The organism is Nocardia sp. X0981, from assembly GCF_977089955.1.
On sequence record NZ_OZ372435.1, the window covers coordinates 5,722,822 to 5,747,237 of the forward strand.

A 24,416-nucleotide genomic window follows, 5' to 3' on the forward strand; every position below is an offset into this window, starting at 1 on the left:
GGGGAGAGAGTCGCTCCGGACAGTACTACGCCCGGCCGGATCACGTACTCCACCGGCACGCCCTCGGACCACCGGCGAGCCGGCAGCTCAGGCTGTCGCGGCGGTCAGGGTGGCGACTATGTCGTCCAGCGGGATCTGCCGCTGTTCACCGGTGCGCATATCCTTCAGGCCGATGGTCCGCTCGGCCAGATCACGGTCACCGAGGATCAGGGTGAATCCGGCGCCCGAGCGGTCGGCGGCCTTCATGGCGCCCTTGACCCCCCGGTCGCCGTAGGCGAGGTCCACGCGAACCCCCGCGGCCCGCAGTTCCCCGGCCAGCACCACCAGCCGCTGTTTGGCGGCCTCGCCGAGTGGCACCCCGAACACCTCACAGCGGGCGGGATCGCCCGCGGTGACCCCCTCGGCGGCCAGCGCCAGGACGGTGCGGTCCACTCCGAGGCCGAACCCGATACCGGACAGCGCCTGCCCGCCGAGTTCGGCCATCAGGCCGTCGTAGCGCCCGCCACCGCCGATTCCGGACTGGGCCCCGAGGCCGTCGTGCACGAATTCGAAGGTGGTCTTCGTGTAGTAGTCCAGTCCGCGCACCATCCGCGGGTTCAGCACATACGGCACGCCGAGGGCATCCAGATGCGCGAGGACCTGTTCGAAATGGGTCTTCGCGGATTCCGAGAGGTGATCGAGCATCAGGGGGGCGTTGGCGGTCATCTCCCGCACCGCGGGCCGTTTGTCGTCGAGCACCCGTAGCGGGTTGATCTGCGCGCGCCGCCTGGTCTCGGCATCCAGATCCAGCCCGAACAGGAATTCCTGCAGCCGCTCCCGGTACTGCGGACGGCAGGTCTCGTCGCCGAGCGAGGTGATCTCCAGCCGGAAACCGCTCAGGCCCAAGCTGCGGAAACCGGCATCGGCGACCGCGATGACCTCGGCGTCCAGCGCCGGATCGTCCACTCCGATGGCCTCCACACCCACCTGCTGCAACTGCCGGTAGCGGCCCTTCTGGGGTCGTTCGTAGCGGAAGAAGGGTCCGGCATAGCTCAGCTTGACCGGCAGCTGGCCGCGGTCGAGACCGTGTTCGATGACCGCGCGCATGACCCCGGCGGTGCCCTCCGGGCGGAGGGTGACACTGCGCTCACTGCGGTCGGAGAAGGTGAACATCTCCTTGCTCACGACATCGGTCGACTCGCCGACGCCGCGGGCGAAGAGTTCGGTGTCCTCGAAAACCGGCAGTTCGATATGCCCGTACCCGGCGAGTCGGGCGGCCCGGATCAGGCCGTCGCGTACCGCGACGAACTCGGCCGAACCGGGCGGGACATAATCCGGCACCCCCTTCGGGGCGGAGAAGCTGCTGGTCTTGGTCACGGTGAACCAGTTTCCCCCACCCGGCCCGGCCGCGTCCAACCGGTTCCGCCACGACCACCGCCCCGAGAGATCATCCCGGGCGATCTCCTGGTACGCGGCGGCGGAGATGGCAGACTCTAGAACCGGAAGTAACAGACCAGCAGCGACCGGCCGGGCCCTGCCCGGCCGCCGCACGGGAGGAACGTGGTAGTGCCGAGCAACGAACAACGCCGAGCGGCGGCGAAACGCAAGCTGGAACGACAGCTCGCGAACCGGGCCGAACGCGCGCGCAAACGTAAGCAACTCACCATCGCCGGATCCGCCCTCGGCGTGGTCGTCGCGATCGCCGCGGTAACCGGTGTGTATTTCCTGACCCGCGGCGGTGACGACGCCGATACGGCAGCGCAGAGCAGCGCCTCGCAGACGCCCGACGCCTCGCTGTCCAGCACCCCGGGCGCGGCGCCGCCACCGGCGGCGGCCGCCAAACCGGCCAGCGTGAACTGCACCTACCGCGATACCGCCGAACCCGCGGCCAAACCGGTGCAGAAGCCGCGGACCGAGGGCATCCAGACGGCCGACGGCAACGCCACCCTCAGCCTCAGCGTGGACACCAACCACGGTCCCCTCGGTCTCACGCTGAACAACTCCGAGTCGCCGTGCACGGTGAACAGCTTCGCGAGCCTGGCCGGCCAGGGCTATTTCGACGGCACCCAATGCCACCGCCTCACCCAGGGCGAGGGACTGAAAGTGCTGCAGTGTGGTGACCCGACCGGTACGGGCACCGGCGGTCCGGGCTACGAATTCGACAACGAATACCCCACCGACCAGTACGCGCCGAACGACCCGGCACTGCAGCAGCCGATCAGCTACGAGCGCGGCGTGCTGGCCATGGCCAACGCCGGTCCGGGCACCAACGGCAGCCAGTTCTTCGTCGTGTACGGCGATTCCATGCTGCCGCCGAACTACACGATCTTCGGCACCGTGGACGAGGCAGGGCTGGCGACCCTGGACACGATCGCCGGGCACGGCCAGGACGAATCCAACGGCCCCGGTGACGGTAAGCCCACCCAGCCGGTGACGCTGAACTCGGTGCGGATCGACTGATCCGCACCGGCGGCCGCGTCCCCCGGAACCGGTTCCGTGCGATATATGCTGGTCGGAAATGCGTTGCGGCGACTATGCCCCTGTTTCTCGGGTAACCTCGAAACAGGGAGTGCGCGTGACCATCTCGTGCCCGCCGGTCGCAGTTCCGGGCCGGGGGCGTTGTTCGCGGGTTCTCCCGGTGTTCGCGTCAGACCGGGCGAGCGATCGCCGGGCGGTCAGCGGGTCGTGTGGCGGATCCCGGTTCGCCCCGTGGCTCGCCGCGCCGGGGCACCACAACATCCAATAGTGAACACCGCAGTATCGGGGAGCAGCCATGTCCGAGGAACTGGACGACATCGGCCGGGAAACCGCGGCCATGATGAAGACGATGTTGCAGATCGCGACACTTGTCGCGCTCAAGGCTCGGGAACGCGGTCAGCGTGAGGCCGAAATGCGCGTGAAACTCACCGAGGCCCGGGTGAAAGAGGCCCGGGAACTGCAGATCCGCGAGGCGCGTGACGCCAAGGCGAAGGATCCACGCAACCTGGCTCTGGCCCAGACCATCTCGCGGTCGGTGGCGGAGGTGAAAGCTCCGCCGACACCGCAGCGCGGATCGACCGGATACCGGGGAGTTCATCTGGAGAAGGACCGCTTCTCCCTCGGCGGGTCCGGTCAGGCGAGCAGCGCGGCCGAGACGGTACGCTACGACTCCGCCGAACGCCGGGCGGCCCTGGCCGCACATCTGGCCAAGATCGGTATCGCGCCCGAACTCGCCGCCGCCCGGATGCTGGTGGACGTCGGGCAGGCCACTCCCCCGAGCGAGGCGGTCCGTACCCGTCCCGACCGCACCCCGGCGGTCCAGCGGGCCCGTGAGCAAGAACTCGCCCGCGGTCTCGAACGCAGCCGCTAGGTTCGGCCCCGCGCGGAAAACGCCCGTCGGATGACGGGCGTTTTCGTTTTCGCGGCGCAGGCGCGGCCGGTCAGGGACGCGGCTCGCTGCCGGCGGGCTCGGCCTCACCCGCCGGGTCCACGGCATCGCCCGGATCGCTGAACATTCCATCCGGCGGCGGCGTCAGCGGCAGGGCGCCGAGCATATCCTTGTGCCCGTTGCGCACGCTGCAGTACTTGAACGGGCCCTTCGGGTCGAGGAGAACGGCCATGTGCTGATCGGCGTGGTCGAGGAACCAGACACTCATCCCGGTGGCGCCGTTCTGCCGCAGATGCTCCCAGGCCCGCCACATCGCGTCGAGCCGCGCGATGGCCTCCGTATGCTTCCACCATTCGGGGCACCAGACGGTATCGCTGAGATCGCTGACCTGCCGGCGGTAGACGACACTGAGGTAGTTCTCGACGAACTCCACCACGTTCTTGTAGGTCGGTGTCTGCTGTCGGGAAGACTCGGTCACGACGGTCGAACCTCCTGCCTTTCTCCCGGGCCGTTCTCCGGGCCCGGGGGTGTACTACCCGGACCGTTATCCGGTTCCGTCAGTGCGGCTGCCGGACCGTTGTCCGGCTGCGTGGGGGTCTGTTTGATCAGCGACGGGGAGCCGATGAGATCGGGGACCAGGGTTTTGCGCTGCGGATCGTGCTGCTCGATGGACTTCTTCACCGCGGCCGCGTATTCACCTTCCCACCACGGCACGGTGCGCACCAGCACCGGCGGTGCCCCGGAGGAGAACACGATGGCCCGGCCCCGCGGCAACGTGGCCAGGGCCTGCACGGTGAAGGTTTTGGACGAGCCCAGCGACCGCGAATAGCTCTTCCCGCCCTTGGACTCCGATACCGATGCCGAAATGGACGAATGCTCGCCGATGGCCTCCGAGCGCTCCCGCAGGAAGTTGGTGTCGTCCACACCGCTGCCGAGCACCTTGATATTCGCCGCCGACCACAGGGCGTTCATACCGTCCTCGCCCCAGCAGCGGGCGCCTTGCGCCCACGACTGCAGCACGGTCATGACCACGATGCCCCGGGAACCGAAATGGCTGTACTGCTTGGGCAGATCTTTCCAGCGGACCACGTTCGCGGCCTCGTCCAGCACCGCGAGCAACGGGATCGGCAGCCGTCCGTAGGCCGACCGCGAGGCCTTGCGCACGGCCACATCGATCACGGCCTCGGTGAGCGCGCTCACCAGCGGAGAGGCCGAACCCCGGCCCTCCAGGGACAGGCTGTAGAGCGTGCCGTTGTTCTCGATGAATTCCAGTTCGTCGAACGGCAGGCGCTGCCGCTCATCGCTCGACGTGCTCGGCGTAACCCATTTGTGCACATTACGCAGCTTCAGGCAGCGCACCATCTTCTTCGCGGTGCCGAAGATACCGCTGCGCGTGCGCGGATCGGCGTTGTACTGCGCGGCCAGACCGGAGGCGGAGAAATCGTGGCCGGCGTCCCGCAGATATTGGATGGGTTCGATGTTCTGCTGATCGGTCACCCATTCCCAGATCTGGGTGATCGGTTTCTCGGCGATCGCCGCGGCCAGGAACAACCCGGCGAGCAGATCCTCGGCCTCGGGATCGAAGTAGGCGTCCTGCCGGGAATCGGAACCACTGTCGCTGTCGGCGAAATGGCCGGCCAGCCGGGCTGCCCGCATTTCGCACCCGTCGCTGTGCGCGTCCACCCAGGACAGGGGGTTCCAGTACCACGTGGGTTCCTCACCGGCCACACCCTGCGGGTCGAAAACGAAAGTGCGGCTGCCCTTCGATTCACGGACATCCCGCGTCGCATCCACCACATCGCGTTTGTTGGAGGTGGCCAGCACCGGGCCGATGGCGGTGAGAATGGCCGGAATCACCCGCGAGGTGGATTTCCCCTGCCGAGGACCCCAGATATCCAGGTGCAGATCCTCGTAGGAGCCGTAGAGCATGGTGCCGTCGGCGACCGCTACCCCGATGGGCACGCCCGGGGAATCGTTGTAACCGAGCCGGACGCCGATCTGCTGTGCTTTCTCCCGCACTCCGGCTTCGGTGAGCGCGGCGATGGCGCCACCGTTACCCATCACATCGGCCTTGTCGTCCACGGCGAGCCGGCCCACGAGTCGTTTGGCCGCGGCGCGCCGCCGGAACACCACGAAACCCACCAGTGCGACGAGGACGAGCACGAGGATCACCGTCGCCCCGGTGGGCCAGCGCAGCTCTCCCTTGGCCAGCCCGACCACGATATCGATGGGGTTGATCGGCATGTCCTGCTTCTGCAGCGAGAACATATTGCCGAGGTGCAACGCCAGCCACAGGGTTGCCAGGACGGCGCCGCCGACGTAGATCGCGATGAGGCTCAGATCGGGCCCGACTACGGCCGGATCCTTCACCGGTTTCTTCTTCGCCATACCTGCCTCCTGAACGGTCCCTTCCGGTGGTCACCGATACCCGTCGAGCCGCCAGCCCTCGGGCGTGCGCACGACGGTCGCGATAACGGTGGACGGTGCCAGGGATTCCTCGCGGCCGTCCGGGTAAACGACAGTCTGCTCGATTCCGATCTTGAATTGCTGTACTGCGGGATCCGGCCCGGCGGGCGGGCGATCGCCGGAGGCGAAGGTGAACGCTTCGACCCGCGCACCCGCGGCCGCCCATTCGCCCCACCGTAGCGAGACTCCCGGCCCACCGGCGGTATCCGTGGAAGCATCCACTACGCGGAGCAGGCTGGGCCCCAACCATTTCCGAGCTCGCTCCAGCGACGCACCCGGTACCTCGACGGCGGGCTCCCACCGATAGATTTCGCGGATCGCCGCCACCGCGACCCCGTCCGGGGTCACCGGATCCGGTGCGGGCACGGCCTCGAGCCGCCGGACCGTCGTGGTCACCGGGCCGGTAGCCGTGCCCGGATCACCGGCGCCGCCGCCACACCCCGCGAGCACCGTGATGCCCAGCATCAGCATCACCACCAGTCCCGTACCCGCACGCTCGTTCTCGTTCCAGGCTAACCGCCGAGAAGCCGTACCCGGCAACGATCCGCGTGTGTTCACAGCACCCTCCTCGCCCGAGCGTCACCCGGTACGGCGGCCTCGGCCACCCCACCGGCGGAGCGCGCGCCCTCCGGGGGCGCGGCGTGGATCATCTGCCCGTTCCCGGCATAGATACCGACCTGCGCGGGCCCCCGGGGTCCGAAATCGCTGAAAACCAGGTCGCCGGGCCGTATTTCCGTGAGCGATACCTCCGCACCGGCTTCCCACTGCTGTTCGGCGGTGCGCGGCAACGATACGGCGCCCGACGAGGCGGCGAAAACCGCGGCCGCGGTCAGACCCGGGCCGTCGAGCCCGCCGCCGCTGGGCCCCTGCGGCCCACCGCCGCCCCAGACATAGGGGGTGCCGAGCCATTCGTGCGCGGCCCGCACGATCTGGTCGCCCGGTTCCCCCTCCTCGCCCGGGGTGAACCGGCCCGACGCACCGGGATCGCGGTACTCGGCCTCCATCGCCAGGATGTTCGCGACATACGGCTGGGTTTCGGAATAGTGCGCCGCCACCTGGTTGGGCATACCGCCCGAGGCCAGCACCGCGCCCTCACCGGCGTTGTAGGCGGCCAACGTCAGCGCCACCACATCGCCGTGGACCCGGCCCTCGGCGATCCAGCCCTGGATCTTGCCCGCGATGGCGCACATGTACCGGCCCTGGCCCATGATGGCGTCCCCGTCGTCCCATACGCTGGCCACCCCGTTGCCGTCCGCATCGATCACATAGGGTTGCCCGTCGTCGGGATTGGTGCTGGTCGCGGTACCCGGCAGGAACTGCGCGAGACCCTGTGCCCCCGCCGGGGAGGTGAGGCCCCGCCGGAAACCGGACTCCTGGCGCCCCTGCGCGGCCAGCAACGACGGCGTGACCTGCGGGCACAACGATCCCGCCCGCCGATACCAGATCTCCAGTTCCGGCGGAACTTTGCCGTCGGCCAGCGATCCCCCGGGCGTACCGAAACCGCGCACGCACCGCGGATCGGTCGAATAGGCGCGGGCACCACCCAGATCCGGGGTCGGAGCGCCGTCCAGCCAGGGCATCGGGTCGATCTGGCGGCCGCCGGTGAACCGGCCACCGGGTACGACCTCGAAATGCAGATGGGGGCCGCTGGATTCCCCGGCCGAGCCGACCGCGCCGATATGCTGCCCGGCCCGCACCGTCTCGCCGACCCGCACCAGTACCCCGTGGTCCCACATATGCCCGTAGACCGTGGAGAACGCGCGCCCGTTACCGGCGTCGACCGAATCGATGACGATCCAGTTCCCGAAACCGGAGGCCGGACCGGCGGCCACCACCACCCCGTCGGCCACCGCGAAGATCGGCGTGCCGTCGGCCGCGGCCAGGTCGATCCCTTTGTGCCCGCCACCGCGGGAGCCGAACACATCGGAAACCGAATAGGTACCGGCGGCCATCGGCTGGACACGGTCCAGCCGTCCGACACCCGCGGCCAGCGACGGTGTCGCGGTCGCGGCCGGGTTGGCGGTCGCGGTCTCCTCCGGCCCGGGCGATACCGCCGCGGCGCGCCGATCCCCCAGCGGGGGCGTCGTTCCCGCCCCGGGGTCGAGCACCGAGCCGCCCTCGCATACATCGTCGACCGCGGGCATCACGATCACCAACACCACTGTCATCAGGCCGAGCACCAACCCGAGGGCCGTCCCCAGCACCGATTTCGCGCTCACCGCCGGGTTCCGGGGGTCACGTGTTGCGCCGGGTCTCGTTGAGGGTGTCGGCCAGGGCGCGATTCACCTCCGCGGCGGCCGCCAGCTGCTGCTGTAGCAGAGCGACCTTGCGCCGCAGCGCGGCCGCGTCCATCCGCTCCAGGCTCGGTCCCTCGGCGGCCCGCACCCAGTTGCGCACCGAATTGGTGTGCACCCCGATCTGTTCGGCCACCACCCGGCACGCCTCCGATTCGCTGCGCAATTTTCCGGTGAGCGCGAGAACCTGTTCGACGGCGGCGGCCCGCACCTCGGGGGACACCCGACGATAGGACCGATGCGGCATCATACGCCGCTCCCGCCCGCCGGGTGCGCGCCGTCCGGTACGGCGGCCGGCTCACCACCGGACCGCCCGGGGTAGGAGGTGAACTCGTCGAACCGCTGATTGGTGTCGTGGATACCGCTGAGCTTCTCGGCGGCGGTGAATTCCATGTGGAACGGAATTCCGGGCCGGCGGTCCTCACCGATCTTCAGCAGGAATTTACCGGTGCCGGGCGGAGCCGGTCGCAGCTGTCCGGGTTTGAGTGCCTCCCCCGTGAGCGCTTGCGGCGCAGACCATGCGGTCACCATCTCCTCCTCGGCGGCGGTGAACGGCACCGTACTGTCCAGCCGTTTGATCTCCTCCGCGGGCAGCGCGCCGAAGATCTTGGCGCGCGCGCGTTCCAGGAAACCGAGCGCCTTGGCGATGGCGGCTTCCGAACCCAGCGCCTGCAGGTCCTTGATGGTGTGGCTGATCATGATCAAGGCGGTGGCGATACCACGCTGCAAGCGGGTGAGTTCGTCGACCCGGTCCACCATGAAATCGCCCAGGCCCAGAACCTGCCACAGCTCGTCCATCACCACCTGGAAGTACCGCTGCGGAGCCATCCCCGCGTCGGTGAGCGTATGCGCCGCCTCCACCGCGGCGAAACCGTCCGCCCAGCAGGCCAGCATCACGGCGGCCTTGAGTTTCTTGTCGCCGTTGGGGATATGGGAGACATCGATGCACACCGCCACCGAATCGGTATCGATCGGCACGGTGGTCTGGCCGTTGAACACGGCTCCGAACGGCCCCTGGGTGAGCGCGCGCAACGAGCGCCGCAGGCCCCGGATCGCGGCGTGGTATTCGGCCGGATCGTCGGCGCCGGCGTCGAGCATCATCTCCTCGCCTCCGGCGACGATGACCTCGAGCAGATTCTCCATGATGGGCGGCCGGTCAGGGGTGTAGCCACTGCCCGGCCGGTACAGAATGCGCAGGGCGGTGGAGATCAGGGTCTCCTCGTAGTCGCGCACCCGCGCCCCGCGTACCAGTTCCACCAGGCCCGCGATCAGGGTGACCTGCCGGGCCCGCAGATCCTGCAGCACCTGCAACTGCAGTTCCGGATGCCCGTCCAGGCGGGGCACGATATCACCCAGGACCCCACCGGCCAGCGGGTTGAGTTTGCCGTGCCCGTAACCGAGGTCGATCACCTGGCCGCCGACCAGTTCCACCAGCCGCCGGTAGTCGGGTTTCACATCGGCCAGGATCAGCGGGGTGATGTTCTGCGCCACCCCGCCGAGTACGATCCGGCGCACCAGCGAGGATTTACCGAAACCGTTGAGCCCGAGCACGAACAGGCTCGGCGCGGTGATGAAACTGCCGCGCATGAACCAGTTCATCGGATCGAAGCAGACCGGGGCGCCCGTGTGCAGATGGGAGCCCAGCGGGGTGCCGATGAGCGGTGCGCCGGCACCCACCGACCACGGCCACAGACCGGCGACCTGGGCTGTGGTGGCCCGATATTCCACCGGACGACCCACCACGTTCATCCGGCCGCCCCCGGCGCCCGCGAAACCGCGATCGGTGAGCTGCGCGGTCTGCCGGTCGAAACCGTCCTGGAATTCCTGTTCGGCCCGCGCGGCGTAGTTGCGGCGGCGGATATCGTCGGTGCGGACCCGGAACGTCGCCCACGCCGCGCGCAGTCCGGCGCCCTCGCGACTGATCTCCTCCAGTCGCGACCGGGTGGCCGCGTCCAGCAGCGGCGGGCCGGATCGACGCCGTTTCTCGGCCCGCATCCGGGCGCGGCGGGCGGCCTTGTCGAATTCCGGTGTACCCATGGCCCGGTCGGCGGTGGTGTCCACCCGGGTGCGGCGAGCACGGTCCCGGCTTGCCGGGGCACCGTCGCTGTCGGCCCGGTTCCGGCGCGGGGCACGCGAGCGTTCGCCGTCGCGCCACTCGGCGGGCGCACCGCCGCGCAGCCCGCCCCGGTCGCCGTCGCGGCCGGGGCGCGCCCGGTCGCCACCGGTGACCCGGACCCGGTCGCGTTCCCGTACGGGTGGCTCGTGCTCGCGTGCCATCAGTCGTTCACCCCGCCAATGCTTTCGGAATGGTCGCGTGCTCGGGCAGGATCACCCCGCAACCGAGCGATGCCGCGAAGGCCGCCGCCTGGTAGCGGTAGCAACGGCGAATCTTCAGCCGGGCCTGCGTGGACAGATCGCGGGTGATGGCCTCGATACGCGGCAGATCACCGCGCAGCGGTTCGGTGATGGTGACCAGCGCACCGAACCGGGTGACCCCGTGACCTCGTGCCTGTTCCTCGCGCGCCTGCTGGGTGGCGCCCACCCGCAGCGTCGCCGAGGCCGACACCACACCCCGCTCGCTCTGCTGGGCGACCAGGGCGTTCTTGAAATCGTCGTCCACGATCTCGGCCGCGTCGGCCGCCGAATGCGGCCGGTACACGATGGCGATCCGTTTCCGCGGCACCTCGGGATTGGGTGCGAGCAGCCGCTGCAGCACCCGTTCGTCCACCGCGCCCTCCGGAGCGGTGTCCATTTCCCAGGTGACCGATCGCCCGCCGTCGTGGATGAGGTGATCCCATTTCTCGTCGTGCGATACCGGGCCCGCGTCCGCCCAGTCCAGGCCGTGTCCCTCCGGTTCACCGGCGGCCACCTCGAGATCGGCCTGGGAGGCGGGATCGTAGCTGCGGCGGATGAACGAGATCACCTCGTCCGCCGACATCGGCTGGGCACGGACCCCGGCCTCGGCGAGCGCGGCGCAGATACCGGGCAGCCGGCGGCCGATCTCCACCGCTTCCTCCGCCGGGTTCTTCCGGCGTTCGGCGGTGGTGGCCTTGAAGGTGATCGCGACCCGCGGCAGCAGTTGCACCCGCTCCTGCGGCAATTCGGTGGCGAGTTCGTACATCACCTGCTGAGCCAGATCGGGCGCTTCGGGCCGGGTGATCGTGGAGACCTCGGTGAGCAACCGGTTCCCGGTTTCGGGGACGGTGTCGATCACCGGAACCACCGCGACGATATCGCTGGTCTGGCCCACCGAGGCCAGGAAGGTCCCCCACGCCGATACCCAGCGGTCGATCACCGGCTGGTCCACCGCCTCGTGCCCCTGGGGCCAGGCACGCAGCACCACGGTGTACTGCGCGAACTGGGGCAGGTGGATCATGCCGAAGCTGTAACCGCCGGCATCGATTCCCTCGTAGAGCTTGGAGGGGGCGAGCAGCCCCGGGAGCCGGGTGAAACCACCCGGGACCCGGGAGAACCGGCCGCCGCGATACACATGCTCACCGCGGCTGCGCGAACGCATCCAGTGGAACATCATCAATCCCGTCTCGTAGCCCGAACGGCCCCCGCTCCGCATGACCAGGGGCGCCATGATCACCACACCGGCCCCGCCCACGATCGCACCCCACTGGAAACCACCGACCATGGCGGTGACCAGCGCGGTGATCACCACGGCGAACCCGAGCACGGTCTCTTCCCAGCGCAAGCCGAAAAGACCGGCGCTGCGCGGTTTCTGCCACAGCCCGTAGGAGCGGCGTTCGTAGGTTTCGGTGCTCGTCATCGCGGGATCGTGCTCCTACCGAGGTCGGGGGAACGGTTGGCCCAGCGGTCGCCCGCGACATCACCCATGGCCTGATCCGCGCGGGACATCCCGGCGGTCGCGGATCTGGCAGCGCCGATCCTGTTGGCCACCCGGGACGCTCCGGACGGTACACCGCCGGCTCCGGACGGTTCACCCGACCGCTGGCCTCGTGCGGCCGGAGCAGGCGCGCCGCCGCCTCCGCCCCCGCGTGGGGGCGGGGTCGGGCGGGGCAGTCCGCCCCCGCGAGGCGGCGGGGGCGGACCCGCGGCGCCGCCGACGTATCCGGCTCGGCCGGGTGCGGCGGCGCCCTTGGCGCCCACCGCCTTGGTGCCCATGGCACCCAGTCCGGCCGCCGCGATCAGCGTGCCACCGGCCGCGGTCAGACCGGAACCGCCGCTGCCGACGATGGCGACCGCCGGGGTCACCAGGCGCATCAGCGCGGGTAGGACGAAGGCCACGCTGCACAGCAGGACGATCGCCACCAGCATCCGCTGGGCTTCCTCCGCCTCGGGCAGCCCGGCCGGAGTCATCTCGTCCACATGCCCGGCCGTGGTGAACGCGATCATGTACACGATCGCCGCCACGGGCTTCCACAACATGAAGGCGATGATCCAGCCCACGAGTTTCTGATACGACTGCTTACCGGTGTTCATCCCGGAGGCCGCGGCCGCCAGGGGCAGTACGCCGGCCGCGATCACCAGCAGGCCCTGCCGGACGATGGCGAGCACGATCTGGGCGAGCGCGCCGAGCAACCCGACGATCGCGATGATCAGCACCAGACCCGGCGAGAACGCTTGCAAAGCACTGGTTTTCACCATGAGTTCGGCCATGTTCCGGGCGTTGCCGTCGGTGGCGTCCTGGATGATCCACTCGGCGAAGCGGTCCGAGGCCTGTGTGCCGGCGACGATCACCGCGCCCAGCATCCAGGAGCTGAACACCACTCTGGTGAACATACGGAACGATTCGGCCGCTTCGTCCATCGCGGCCCCGCGTCTGGCCTCGGCCAGGCGTAGACCGGTGATGATGATCGAGGCTATGAGCAGCAGTATCTGTACTTGATAGGTGTAGTCGTTGATCTTGGTGAACAGGGTGCCGGAATCACTGGTCACCTCATTGGGCACCTTCATCCAGAAGGTGAGCGCCAGAATGATGGCTTCGCCCAAGCCGTTCATCAACGAATCGACCACCTTGCCGAAGGTCGAATCCCACGCCTTGTCCTTGACCGCGGTGGCGGCCTCGCCCGGATGTGCCGCCGCGTTACCCGCCTTGCACACCGCCGCCGCGGCATCGCCCAGGGAGAGCCCGGGCAGACCGATCTCGTCGAGAGCGTCGTGTATCTCGTTACAGGTCTCGTCGAATCCGTAGGTCTGACCGTAGGCCACGGTGGGCGTCGCCACCATCACGGTGAAGATCACCGCGAAAATGGTGACGAACCGTCTGGCCAGCGATACCCGTCGCGATATCGCGGGGTCCCGCTCCCGGTCGGCGGGCGAGCTGTCTTCGCGTGCTACCTGAGCTTCCACTTTCCGTCCCAACATCGGAATCACCATCGAGTCCACCCCTCGAGCGATTCGACATACTCGGTCTGTGTGTTCGGCGAGGTGGTCGGCTTGAGCCGCCAATCGCCCGCGTCCCACACCATGATCAGCCGCAAGGTCACCCATATCGGTTTGCCGTCCAGCGCCGGGGCGCGCAACGCCAATCGCACGATCGCCATATCGTCCGCGTAGTCGTCGATCTTGAACGCGTCGGAGGCCACGAGATACCTGGTCACCGATTCGGGCTGCTGCTGGGGCAGCAGATCCGATTCCAGCGCCTTGTCGTAGGCCGCGATCTGCTGCGCCGAAACCCGCACCTGACGCACGTACAGGTCACGATGCGCGGGCCGGGCATTGAGCCGGTAGGTGATCTGGGCCGCTGCCAGCGCGGCGCCCTGCGGGGTATGCGCATACCCCACGGCCAGGCCGTCCTCGATCCGTTGCGGACCGTCGGAAGTCGAGAACGGCACCGAGGCTCCGTACACCCGCTGCCAGCCACGGGGCTCGGTCGTGCCCGCCGGCGCCGCGGTCAGCCAGTCCGGGTCCGCCGGATTGCGCTGCGGCGACGGGTCCTGCGGGAGAACCTGTCCGGCCGGGTTGTTCGGGATATCCACCCGGCGGTTGAAAACGTCTACATCGGGATCGGCGAACCCTTCGCCGACCGCGGGCGGAGGCGCCGGAGCCGATTCGGGCTTCTCGTCCCGGCCGGTCCACATGACGACACCGACCACCACGATCAGGGCCAGTACCGCCGCGGACGCCACGACACCGAAGGAGACGCGGTCACGCTGATAGGTCTCCTTCCCGCTCACTTCGGTGCCTCCAATTTCACTGTGTCACTGGGTAATTCGTCAACGGCATCGATGGGACGCGTGGTCGATTCCGGATCCGGCAGCCGTAACCTCCAATCCTGCGCGAACCACTCCACCACGGTGTGGTTCACCGCCCTCGAACTATCCGAGTACTCGCTGTACACATCCACCGCCGCGCGCTGATCGGTGTACTCGGTGATCCGGTACCCCAGCAGTCGCGGCGCGTAGACCGGATCCGCGGGCCCGCTGATCGACAACTGCACCCGGTTCACCGCCCATTCGTCCTTCGCCGGGCCCGGAACAACTTCCCGGGCAACGATATTCGACCATTGCCCATCGTCGGCCACCGAGAGCCGCACGGTGTGCACCATGGCCGCCACGGCGGCACCCGGTGGAGAATGCTCGAAACCTGTTGCGGCACCGTTGGTTTCCGCCGAAGGACCTTGGTCGGTATGTGGCAACGATACGCCCTGGAAGGCTATCCAGCGCACATTCGTCGGCGGCGCGGACAAATCCGGCGGCGCGGTGGTGTCGCCGTCGCCACAGCCGACGGCACCGGCCAGCAGGGCCGCGGCGGCCAGCACGACCGCGGCACACGGCCGGCGGAACCGGCGCGCGGCCGGTATCACGGTCGAATTCATGCCCAGTTGTTCCCCTCGCCTCGCCGCCGGATCACCCGGGCAGGAACGCCAGGGCGATACCGGAGGCAGTGCTGGCGACGGTCGCGCCGAGCAGACTCATGAGTACCCCGTGCGAGGCGTCGTTCATCGCCAGATCACCCTTGAAGGTCAGCCACAGTTTTCCGGCCGAAACGATCATCCACGCGAGACAACCCATGAGAACGAACCACAGCAGCCAGTTCAACAACTGCATCAACGGTTCCAGAACCTCGGCCGGCATCTGCTTGTACGCCAGTACACCGACCGCCCCGACCACATCCATCACAACCTCACGTTCCGATAACGGCGTTCATGATGGTGCCCGCGCTGGTGGCGACCACACCGCCGATCATCGCGCCCGCCACCATCTTCGGAGATTCCAGACCGCCACCGGTCCACTTCTCCCAGGCGAATTTACCGCCCGCGTAGATGATGCCGCAGATACCGGACAGCAGCACGAACCAGGTGAGATACCGGACCAGCTGCAGGATCTTCTCCGACCCGGGCGGGGCCTCGGGGGTCGGATTGCCCACCTGCGCCACAACGACGGTGTCGTAGGCCTGGTGAACCGCGAGAAGTACGGTGCTCATCGGGTGCCTTTCTCGATAGCTGAGGTGCAATTCGGGGTCCGCGCGAGCGCGGGGAGCACAGAACGGGATACGTGCTCGACGGCGATCACGGCATCACTCCTCCACGAATCTCGATCGGCCCCGGACAGGGGCGGCCTCCGGTTCCTCCAGCGCGGCGCGGGCCGCCGCGACGATCTCCGAACCGATTTCCCGGACGTCCAGGGGAACCTCGTCCAACGGGTCGATCCGGCGGCGACGCTGAACCGCGGTGGCCGCCCCCGGAGTCCACACCGGCAGTTTCTCCGGTTCCACCAGCGTCCACTCCTCGTACCACGGCACCTGCCACACCTGACCGGCCAGTGAGGCCACCACATCCCGGTAGCGCCGGATCTCCGGTGCCATCCGTCCCGGGCGTGCGGCCACCGTGATCAGGCCCAGGACCCGGCTGGGGCCGGCGAATCCGGAGTGGTGCTGGCGCAGCAGATCATGGGCGTGGGTCAGACCGGCGATGGTTTCGCGGGCCACCAGCACCACGAAAGGAGACTCCCGGTCGAAGACGCCGGGCCAGCGACGGCCCGAATCCGCGGCGGGGGCGAGCACATGCGCCAGAGTGCTGACCCCGGCGCCCCCGTGGACACCCAGCAGCCACACCAGCGGCGCCCGTCCGGCGCCGGGAACGGGTCGGTCCCAGATCGCGGCGCAGCGCGATTCCGGTGGCGGCACCACTCCGGCGGTAGCGGTACGGTCGGGTCGGCGAGGAAGATTCATAGCAAGAGACATGATGCCTCCCTCGGAGACGCCGCACACGGTCCGCGGAGACCGCAGCGAAGGCGAAGGTACCGCACCTCCCTCGGAGACGCCGCACACGGTCCGCGGAGACCGCAGCGAAGGCGGAGGTATCGCATCATGACGCCATCCCCGCCAACAGTCGCTCATAGATCCGGCGGGTCTCCTCGGCGAGTGCGGTATGGCATACCAATTCGCCACGCGCCAGATGCGGGTCGTAGGGCACCTCGACGATATCGCGAACCCAGCCGGAGAGATGCTCGCGCAGATGGTCGGCCACCCGCGAATCGGCGCCCGGGTGCTGGTGTGAAACGACGATGGTGGTGTCGCCGACGATTCCGCCGCCCATCGGTTCGGCGGCATCCCCGTACTCGTCGTCCAGCCACTCCAGTGTCACCCGCAGCCGGTTCGCCGCGTCGCTACGCGCCGGGATGGTCAGGACCAGTGCCACATCCGCGTCGTCGAGCAGGGGACGTAATTGGCGGCTCGCGATGGGGCTGCCGCCGTCGTAGACGGCGGTGTATCCGTCCCGGTCCACCGCCCGCGCCACGGTGAGATAGCTGGCGCGGCGGCGCAGCGGCGCGGCATCCCGCCACAGCAGGCCGATCCCCGACGTGGCCCGCGACATACATTCCTTCAGCGGTGCCGCCTCGTCGTCGCCGCGCCCGTAGAGCCACTGCTGGAGGCTGATCGGGTGCAAATGCTCGTCGGCGCCGCGCAAGGCGAGATCACCCCCGGCCGGGGTGGCGTCGACCGCTACGGTATCGGTTCCCCCGAGACCGAGCTCGCCCGCCAGACCCAGTGCGGTGGTGGTCGTTCCGGCACCACCGCATCCGCCTACCACCAGGATCGGCCGGGCCGCCCCGGCGGCACGGTACCGGCTTTCGCCCCGCAAACGCACCACGGGCGCATTCCCGGCCGCGTCGGGCTCGTCGGCCGCACCGGAATCCGGTGCGGTATCGAGCCAGCGGCTCCAATCCTCTCCCATCGCTGCACTCTCCTCTACCCGGCCGCGATACCCGTGATGAGGGTGCGGCCGTCGACCACCGCGGTGGTGACCGTCTGCCTGCTGTAGGTGGCGGGTTCGCCACCGGGCCGGTACTCGGTGACCTCGACGGAGTACCGCCCCTCGGCCAGCGTCACGATCCGCACGCAGTGCCCGGTACCGGGCTCGACGCTGTCGATCCCGGCTTGGATGACCTCGGCGGTGGACACGGGTGCTCCGGGAGCGACGACCGCGTGTGCCTCGGTACCGGAACGCTGCACGTAGTAGGCGTATTGGAAGCGCAGTATCGCGGCCGGTCCGGAATCCGTTCCCCCGGGACCCGCGCCGCGCACCATGGTGCCGGTCTGTTCGGTGGGGCACCGATCGGCGGCCGGTCCCGTATCGGTGCTGCCGGAGGTGAATCGAAGGCCGGCGCCGTCGTCGGGAGTTGCGGCCTGCGGCGCCCCCGGGGCCAGGAGATACAGCACGACGGCCGCGGCGATGGCGAGTAGTACCACCGCGGCGGCGAGTACGACCAAGACACGGCGCCGCTGGACCTCGGTGCCCCCGGAGGTTTCCCGTGGTCGGGCGCGGCCGATCCGGAGGGGCTCGGCGGGTTCCCCCTCGCCGTCCGGCCACGGAAACCGCACCAGATCGCCCTCGTGATCGGTCTCGGGTTCGTCCACCCAGTCGGACCAGCCCCCGGTGAACTCGCTACGCCTGCCGGACAGTTCGGCGGGCGCCGGATCGGGTGAGGCGGAAGCGCTGCCCGCCTCCGCGATGTAGTCGGGATACCGGGCCGGACCGTCGTCCGCCGACTCCGTGACCTCGGCCCCGCGATCTCCGTGGCCGGCCGGCACGGTCGTGTCGCTCTCCGCTTCCGGCTCGAGCGGATCGTACCATCGGTCGAGCTTTTTGTAGGACTTCAACATTCCCCCATTCCCGTGGCGCCGGGCACGTGATATCGCATCATCGATCCCTCTCGGCGATCAGTTCACGGAGAACGAGTAGGTTCCGGTTGTCGACGGCGCGCTGGACGGGGCGGCCGCCGGCCCGTCCGAGGAAGCACCGTCGGCTCCTGTCCCAAAAGGAAATTGTCCCGTACCGGAGGGAGCGGGGGGAGGCGACGCGCCGGGGTCGGCGCCGAAAGATCCTTCCGAGGGCGGGACCTGCGCTTTCGTGGTTCTCTCGACTCGCGGCGAGTCGGCGGAAACCGGTTTGTTGCCGCTGCCGTGTACCGCGGCGAGATCTCGCGCGGCGGCGGCGAACCAGTCGGCGATGAACTTGGTCGGCGCCTCACCGGTGGCCGAAACAGCCGCGTTGCCATAGGCCTGATGCCGCTGGATGGTGTCCCAGTACCGGACCCAGGTCGTGGTGTCGAGCAGAGCGTGGTTATCGGTGATGTTCTCGACCACCGCGTCGAAAGCCTGGCTCACCAGCCGGATTCCGGTGGTCGGCGGGATGAGCTGCGGTATCGCGCCCAGCAGCTTGGTACCCAGGAGCAGCAGCGCCGCCGGAGGATTCGCCAGGCCCGCGGTGGCGAGTTCGGCGATCGCGGTGGGGTTCAGCACGGTGCGCACCACGGTGACCACCGCGTTCAACCCGATCAGGCCGACCTTCAGCAACGCACGCATGGCGCCCGGAATATCCAAGGGGGTGCGCGGATCGGCGGCGTCGGCCAGCCGTTCGGAGATCGACTTCTTGGGCGAGATGTTCAGCGTCGCCAGTGAGGTGCCCTGAATATCCTCGTTCACGACCTTGGTGGCGGTTTTGATCGAGGTGAACGCGAGCGCCTGCGCGACCGAGGTCAGCGAGGCGATCGGATCGCCACCACTGAGCTTGGCCTGGCCCACGATACCGGCCACCGCCTTGAGGATCGGCGCGCCCTCGGGTGCGTCGCAGGCGAGATCGCCGGCGGCGCAGAAACTGGCCACCCGTCCGGTGAGCGTGCCGAAATCCTCCGCCGCGTCCCGGTTCGGGGCGATACCGCCGCCGGTCGCCGGAGTCTGTGGCAGCGCGGCGATCTGCGCCGTCTGCGCACCCTCGGTGCCCGGTACGGGATCGGGAGTCGCCTTGCCCGGAGCGCCGGGGAAGAGCGGGGCGCCGGGAGTGCGGGTGGGGTCGCCGATGAGCGCCACCGCCGCGATCTTCTCGGCGGGCAGCGCCCCGTCGCCCTGGCCGATCTCCTGGGCGAACAGGGAAGCCACATGGGCGCCCTGGGAGTACCCGACAATGGCGAACCGGGTTTCGGGGCAGCGCTTCGCCACCGAACCGGCCATACTCCGCAACCGCATCAGGCCACCGCTGACCGAATCCGAATACGGTGTGGCGCTACCACCGTCCACACCACCGAAACTGGACTCGTAGGGCACGTAGGCCCGGTCCACCAGCCCCTGTTCCGGAGCAGCGGCCATAAGCGGCCGGAACACGGTGGAGAGCATGCCGGTATCGGTGGTGGGCGCCGCGTCCGGCGACGATTCACCGGTGCCCTGAATCCCCAACGCGTACAGCGCCGGACACGAGGAAACCGCGAGTTCGGTGGACGGGCCCGCCGGGTTCGGCGCCTGAGCGTACGCGGGGGCGGCGAGAGTGCCTGCTGCCGCGGTCGCCAGAGCGACGGTGAGTGCGAACAGCATCCCCGAAATTCTTGTGCATCCAGCCATAGCGACCCGCAATCAGTCCTACCGCAGTTACCGAGCGCGATGAAACGCAATAGACGGTAACAGATTCCGGCTATGACCGCTGAAAGGGCGAAGAGTTTACGCGACCCGCCTGGCCGACCCGCATACATGACGGCGCGCCGACGCCCGAATGTTACAAATTTTCCGGTAGAGCCAGTGGGGTTGACAAGTCCCCGAAACGCTCAGGCGGCGGACGTCACCCGGTAGACGTCGTAGACACCCTCGACGTTGCGGACAACATTCAGCAAATGCCCGAGATGCTTCGGATCGCCCATCTCGAAGGTGAACTTGCTGATCGCCACCCGGTCCCCGTGCGTGGCCACCGAGGCGGACAGAATGTTGACCTTCTCGTCGGCCAGCACCTTCGTGACATCGGAGAGCAGCCGGGTACGGTCGAGGGCTTCGATCTGGATCGCCACCAGGAACACCGAATGCGGCGACGGGGCCCATTCCACGTCGATGATGCGCTCCGATTGCGCCCGTAGCGAATCGGCGTTGGTGCAGTCCACCCGGTGTACACTCACCGCGCCACCGCGGGTGACGAAACCCATGATCTCGTCCCCGGGAACGGGGGTACAGCATTTGGCGAGCTTCGCGACGGTGCCCTCGGCGCCGGGGATCAGCACCCCGGCATCGCCGGTGAGCCGCTGCCGCGACGGGGTGGTGGACGGTGTGGAGCGTTCGGCGAGTTCGTTTTCCACATCGCCGATACCGCCCAGTTGCGCCATCAGCCGCTGCACCACGTGGTGGGCGGAGACCTGATGCTCCCCGACCGCGGTGTACAGCATGGAGATATCCCCGTAGTGCAGTTCGTGCGCGACCGCGTTCATGGCGTCGACGTTCATCAAGCGCTGCAGCGGCAGCCCGACGCGGCGGACCTCCTTGTTGATCTGGTCCTTACCGCTCTCCAGAGCCTCTTCGCGACGCTCCTTGGCGAACCACTGACGTATCTTGGCCTTCGCTCGCGGCGAGACCACGAAACTCTGCCAGTCGCGGCTCGGACCGGCATTGGGGGCCTTGGAGGTGAATACCTCGACCACCTCACCGTTCTCCAGCTGCCGCTCCAACGCCACCAGCCGCCCGTTCACCCGCGCGCCGATACATTTGTGCCCTACCTCGGTGTGCACCGCGTAGGCGAAATCCACGGGGGTCGACTTCTGCGGCAGGGTGATCACATCGCCCTTCGGGGTGAAGACGAAGATCTCCGGCGCCTTCAGATCGAACCGCAGCGATTCCAGGAACTCGGCCGGATCCGCCGCCTCCCGCTGCCAGTCGAGCAGCTGCCGCATCCAGGCCATATCGTCGACCTCGGCGGCGTCACCGGAATGGCGGCCCTTGGTCTCCTTGTAGCGCCAGTGCGCGGCGATACCGAATTCGGCGGTCCGGTGCATATCGTGCGTGCGGATCTGCACCTCGAGGGGTTTACCGTCCGGGCCGACCACCGTGGTGTGCAGCGACTGGTAAACGCCGTAGCGGGGCTGGGCGATGTAGTCCTTGAACCGTCCGGCCATCGGCTGCCACAGCGAATGCACCACGCCGACCGCGGCGTAGCAGTCGCGGACCTCGTCACAGAGGATCCGGATACCCACCAGATCGTGGATATCGTCGAAATCCTTCCCCTTGACGATCATCTTCTGATAGATCGACCAGTAGTGCTTGGGCCGGCCTTCCACGGTGGCGGGGATCCGGGACGCGGCCAGCGTGTTGACGATTTCCGCGCGCACCTTCGCCAGATAGGTGTCACGTGACGGCGCCCGGTCGGCGACCAAGCGGACGATCTCGTCGTACTTCTTGGGATGCAGGATCGCGAAGGCGAGATCCTCGAGCTCCCATTTGACGGTGGCCATACCGAGCCGGTGCGCCAGCGGCGCGATCACCTCGAGCGTTTCCCGCGCCTTCTTGGCCTGTTTCTCCGGCGGCAGGAACCGCATGGTCCGCATATTGTGCAGCCGGTCGGCCACCTTGATCACCAGAACACGCGGATCGCGCGCCATGGCGATGATCATCTTGCGAATGGTCTCGGCCTCGGCCGCCGCCCCCAGATTGACCTTGTCGAGTTTGGTGACCCCGTCCACCAGGTGCGCGACCTCGGAGCCGAAGTCCGCGGTGAGCTGCTCCAGCGAATACCCGGTGTCCTCGACGGTGTCGTGCAGTAGGGCCGCGACCAGGGTGGTGGTGTCCATCCCCAGTTCGGCGAGGATGTTCGCGACGGCCAGCGGATGGGTGATGTAGGGGTCGCCGGATTTGCGGAACTGGGTCGCGTGCCGCTCGTCGGCCACGTCGAAGGCGCGCTGCAGCAGGGTGAGGTTGGCCTTCGGGTACAGCTCACGATGCACGGTGGCCAAGGGCTCGAGCACCGGTTTCACCGCCGGGATACCACGCTGACCCGTCATCCGGCGGGCCAGCCTGGCGCGCACCCGCCGGGACGCCGAACTGGGCACGGCCCCCGACTGCCGTACGGCCCCCGTTTCGGCTGCCGAGCCGCCCTGCGCCCCGGCAGTGGGCGTGGGGGCATCGGCACCGTTGGACCGCGAGCCGGATGTCTGCTCGACATTCGCCTCGCCCAGATGCTGAGTCATGCCACCACCTCTCCGTGCCGCGGTCTGTCACCGCAACGTTCCAGACCACCAACTTTAGCCCCCGAGGTAGTGCGGGAAGCCCGCACCGCAACACCATCGACACCTATCGATACACATATCGCGCCGATCCGGCCCCGGCGCGAGCCAGAACTTCCCCGGCCCGGGCGGTTCCGGTTCATTCCATCAGCCCTTCCGGGGTGAGTTCCAGCCGCCGGGTCACCCCGATATCGTCAAGGAACCGCGGATCGTGACTCACCACGATGAGCGCCCCCTGGAACGCCGCCAACGCCTGGGTGAGATGGCCGAGGCTCACCAGATCCAGGTTGTTGGTGGGTTCGTCGAGGATCAGCAGCTTGGGCGCCGGTTCGGCGAGCAGCAGCATCGCCAGGGCCGCCCGGAGCCGTTCACCGCCGGAAAGCGCCGCGGCGGGCACATCGGCGGCGGCACCCCGGAACAGGAACCGGGCGAGCCGGGCCCGGATCCGCTCCGGATCCGCGTGCACCGCACCGTCCGCTACGTTCTCGTATACGGTCCGGCGCTCGTCGAAGAGGTCCAGCCGCTGCGGTAGCAACCGCCAGGGCACCCGCGGGGGTTCGTCGGTGATCCGCTGGAGCAGCGTCGTCTTACCGGCCCCGTTGCGGCCGGTGATCGCCACCCGCTGCGGACCGTCGATCGCCAGCGAGACCACCGGCCCGTTGGCCAGTGTCACCTCCGCCAGCGTGACGACCTCCTGCCCCGGGTACAGCCGGGTATCCGGCAGGTCCACCCGGATCTCCCGGTCGTCACGCAACAACTCCTGGGCCTGCTCGAGCCGCTCCTTCGCGTCCTCCACCTTCTCGAGATGGCTGTTGCGCAGTTTGCCCGCCGCTACCTCCGCCTGCCGTTTGCGCTCTCCCATCACGATCTTGGGTTCGCGCTTGTTCTCGTACATCTTCTGTCCGTACCGCTGCCGCCGGTCGAGTTTGATCCGCGCCTCCACCAGTTCGCGTGCCTGCTTACGGACATCGCTGCGCGCCTCGCGGATGGCCGCGCGGGCCGCTTCCTGCTCCTGGTCGATGATCCGCCGGTATTCGCTGTAATTACCACCGAAGAGGCGCAGCAGACCGCCGCGTAGTTCCGCGGTGGTCTGCATCCGCTCCAGCAGTTCCCGGTCGTGGCTGACCACCACCACGGTCCCGGAGAACTGCGCGACGACGTCGTACAGCCGCGTCCGGGCCACTCGGTCGAGATTGTTGGTGGGCTCGTCGAGGACGAGCACATCGGGCTCCCCGAGCAATTCGGCCACCAGGCCGAGCAGCACCGTTTCGCCCCCGGACAGTGTCTCCAACCTGCGGTCCAGGTGTTGTACCGTACCGGCCAGATAGTCCAGCCCGAGCCGGCCGAGCAGCGCCACGGCGCGCTCCTCGACATCCCACTGGGTACCGACGAGGTCGAAATCGGATTCGTCACCGGTACCGGATTCGATACGGTGCAGAGCACCGCGCACCCGATGGATGCCGAGCACCTCGTCCACTCGCTGTCCCCCGGCGAGGCCGAGATCCTGGCGTAGATACCCGAGGCGCCCGGTCACGGCGACGGAACCGCGAGCGGGCCGCAACTCTCCCGCCAGCAAACGCAGGAAAGTCGATTTACCGGCACCGTTGGACCCGACGAGACCGATATGCCCGGGCCCGAGCAGCGCGTCGAGCCCGTCGAATACCGGTGTGCCGTCCGGCCAGGAAAAGGAAAGATCGGAAACGGAGATATGCGCCATGCTGCCCCTGGGAGGTATCGAACCGAACGCGACGCGCATGGTGCGGGTCGCACGAGCGACTACCTCATGAGAGCAACGGCGACTCCGATCCCCGGGAACAAGACCTCGGCTATTATACTCGAACGAAAGCTGATCCGCAAAATAATCCTGCC

The 24,416-nt window shown here is 68.3% G+C and carries 21 protein-coding genes; 2 read left to right on the forward strand and 19 right to left on the reverse strand.

Annotated elements, in window-relative coordinates; all coding sequences use genetic code 11:
• Positions 1-87 precede the first annotated feature (87 nt).
• On the reverse strand, positions 88-1,356 hold the full coding sequence (gene hisS / locus ACYR7D_RS25270) for a histidine--tRNA ligase (RefSeq protein WP_459547008.1): 1,269 nt from the start codon (positions 1,354-1,356) through the stop codon (positions 88-90).
• A 189-nt stretch (positions 1,357-1,545) separates the two neighbouring features.
• On the opposite strand from hisS, the gene ACYR7D_RS25275 reads away from it, so the two are divergent.
• Both ACYR7D_RS25275 and ACYR7D_RS25280 read left to right on the forward strand, forming a co-directional pair.
• The gene (locus ACYR7D_RS25275; RefSeq protein WP_459547009.1) at positions 1,546-2,439 is read left to right on the forward strand and encodes a peptidylprolyl isomerase; all 894 of its coding nucleotides are present in this window, start codon (positions 1,546-1,548) and stop codon (positions 2,437-2,439) included.
• 313 nt (positions 2,440-2,752) lie between these two features.
• Positions 2,753-3,328 carry a hypothetical protein gene (locus ACYR7D_RS25280; RefSeq protein ID WP_459547010.1) on the forward strand — a complete coding sequence of 192 codons (576 nt, stop codon included), beginning with the start codon at positions 2,753-2,755 and terminating at the stop codon, positions 3,326-3,328.
• Positions 3,329-3,398: 70 nt separating this feature from the next.
• Here ACYR7D_RS25280 and ACYR7D_RS25285 read toward each other — a convergent pair whose 3' ends face one another.
• The 18 genes from ACYR7D_RS25285 to ACYR7D_RS25370 form a co-directional block, all read right to left on the reverse strand.
• The gene (locus ACYR7D_RS25285; protein ID WP_459547011.1) at positions 3,399-3,824 is read right to left on the reverse strand and encodes a DUF4913 domain-containing protein; all 426 of its coding nucleotides are present in this window, start codon (positions 3,822-3,824) and stop codon (positions 3,399-3,401) included.
• Entirely contained in the window at positions 3,821-5,734 is a 1,914-nt protein-coding gene (locus ACYR7D_RS25290) for a type IV secretory system conjugative DNA transfer family protein (protein ID WP_459547012.1), read from the reverse strand. Before ACYR7D_RS25290 ends, ACYR7D_RS25285 begins: the two co-directional genes overlap by 4 nt.
• A 30-nt stretch (positions 5,735-5,764) precedes the next feature.
• Complete coding sequence (locus ACYR7D_RS25295; protein WP_459547013.1) at positions 5,765-6,370, reverse strand: hypothetical protein; 606 nt, start codon at positions 6,368-6,370, stop codon at positions 5,765-5,767.
• Complete coding sequence (locus ACYR7D_RS25300; protein ID WP_459547014.1) at positions 6,367-8,031, reverse strand: peptidoglycan DD-metalloendopeptidase family protein; 1,665 nt, start codon at positions 8,029-8,031, stop codon at positions 6,367-6,369. Before ACYR7D_RS25300 ends, ACYR7D_RS25295 begins: the two co-directional genes overlap by 4 nt.
• Before the next feature lie 16 nt (positions 8,032-8,047).
• Entirely contained in the window at positions 8,048-8,356 is a 309-nt protein-coding gene (locus tag ACYR7D_RS25305) for a transposase (RefSeq protein WP_459547015.1), read from the reverse strand.
• A complete protein-coding gene (locus tag ACYR7D_RS25310) occupies positions 8,353-10,383 on the reverse strand; it encodes a hypothetical protein (RefSeq protein ID WP_459547016.1) in 2,031 nt (676 codons plus the stop codon). Before ACYR7D_RS25310 ends, ACYR7D_RS25305 begins: the two co-directional genes overlap by 4 nt.
• 7 nt (positions 10,384-10,390) lie before the next feature.
• Complete coding sequence (locus tag ACYR7D_RS25315; RefSeq protein WP_459547017.1) at positions 10,391-11,881, reverse strand: SCO6880 family protein; 1,491 nt, start codon at positions 11,879-11,881, stop codon at positions 10,391-10,393.
• Positions 11,878-13,440 carry a hypothetical protein gene (locus ACYR7D_RS25320; RefSeq protein ID WP_459547018.1) on the reverse strand — a complete coding sequence of 521 codons (1,563 nt, stop codon included), beginning with the start codon at positions 13,438-13,440 and terminating at the stop codon, positions 11,878-11,880. Before ACYR7D_RS25320 ends, ACYR7D_RS25315 begins: the two co-directional genes overlap by 4 nt.
• Positions 13,441-13,445: 5 nt before the next feature.
• Positions 13,446-14,252 (reverse strand): hypothetical protein, encoded by an 807-nt coding sequence (locus ACYR7D_RS25325; protein WP_459547019.1) that lies wholly within the window; start codon positions 14,250-14,252, stop codon positions 13,446-13,448.
• On the reverse strand, positions 14,249-14,893 hold the full coding sequence (locus ACYR7D_RS25330) for a hypothetical protein (RefSeq protein ID WP_459547020.1): 645 nt from the start codon (positions 14,891-14,893) through the stop codon (positions 14,249-14,251). The genes ACYR7D_RS25325 and ACYR7D_RS25330 overlap by 4 nt, the downstream gene beginning before the upstream one ends.
• A 31-nt stretch (positions 14,894-14,924) precedes the next feature.
• Positions 14,925-15,194: a hypothetical protein gene (locus ACYR7D_RS25335; RefSeq protein WP_459550286.1), complete on the reverse strand. Its 270-nt coding sequence runs from the start codon at positions 15,192-15,194 to the stop codon at positions 14,925-14,927.
• A gap of 7 nt (positions 15,195-15,201) precedes the next feature.
• Positions 15,202-15,501: a hypothetical protein gene (locus ACYR7D_RS25340; protein ID WP_039825607.1), complete on the reverse strand. Its 300-nt coding sequence runs from the start codon at positions 15,499-15,501 to the stop codon at positions 15,202-15,204.
• A gap of 93 nt (positions 15,502-15,594) precedes the next feature.
• Positions 15,595-16,260: a DUF6668 family protein gene (locus tag ACYR7D_RS25345; protein WP_459547021.1), complete on the reverse strand. Its 666-nt coding sequence runs from the start codon at positions 16,258-16,260 to the stop codon at positions 15,595-15,597.
• A gap of 124 nt (positions 16,261-16,384) precedes the next feature.
• On the reverse strand, positions 16,385-17,254 hold the full coding sequence (locus ACYR7D_RS25350; RefSeq protein ID WP_459547022.1) for a MinD/ParA family ATP-binding protein: 870 nt from the start codon (positions 17,252-17,254) through the stop codon (positions 16,385-16,387).
• Positions 17,255-17,268: 14 nt separating this feature from the next.
• Positions 17,269-18,183 carry a hypothetical protein gene (locus tag ACYR7D_RS25355; protein ID WP_459547023.1) on the reverse strand — a complete coding sequence of 305 codons (915 nt, stop codon included), beginning with the start codon at positions 18,181-18,183 and terminating at the stop codon, positions 17,269-17,271.
• A 57-nt stretch (positions 18,184-18,240) separates the two neighbouring features.
• The gene (locus ACYR7D_RS25360; RefSeq protein ID WP_459547024.1) at positions 18,241-19,887 is read right to left on the reverse strand and encodes a cutinase family protein; all 1,647 of its coding nucleotides are present in this window, start codon (positions 19,885-19,887) and stop codon (positions 18,241-18,243) included.
• 227 nt (positions 19,888-20,114) lie between these two features.
• Positions 20,115-22,511 (reverse strand): RelA/SpoT family protein, encoded by a 2,397-nt coding sequence (locus ACYR7D_RS25365; protein WP_459547025.1) that lies wholly within the window; start codon positions 22,509-22,511, stop codon positions 20,115-20,117.
• A 175-nt stretch (positions 22,512-22,686) separates the two neighbouring features.
• The gene (locus ACYR7D_RS25370; RefSeq protein ID WP_459547026.1) at positions 22,687-24,264 is read right to left on the reverse strand and encodes an ABC-F family ATP-binding cassette domain-containing protein; all 1,578 of its coding nucleotides are present in this window, start codon (positions 24,262-24,264) and stop codon (positions 22,687-22,689) included.
• Positions 24,265-24,416 lie beyond the last annotated feature (152 nt).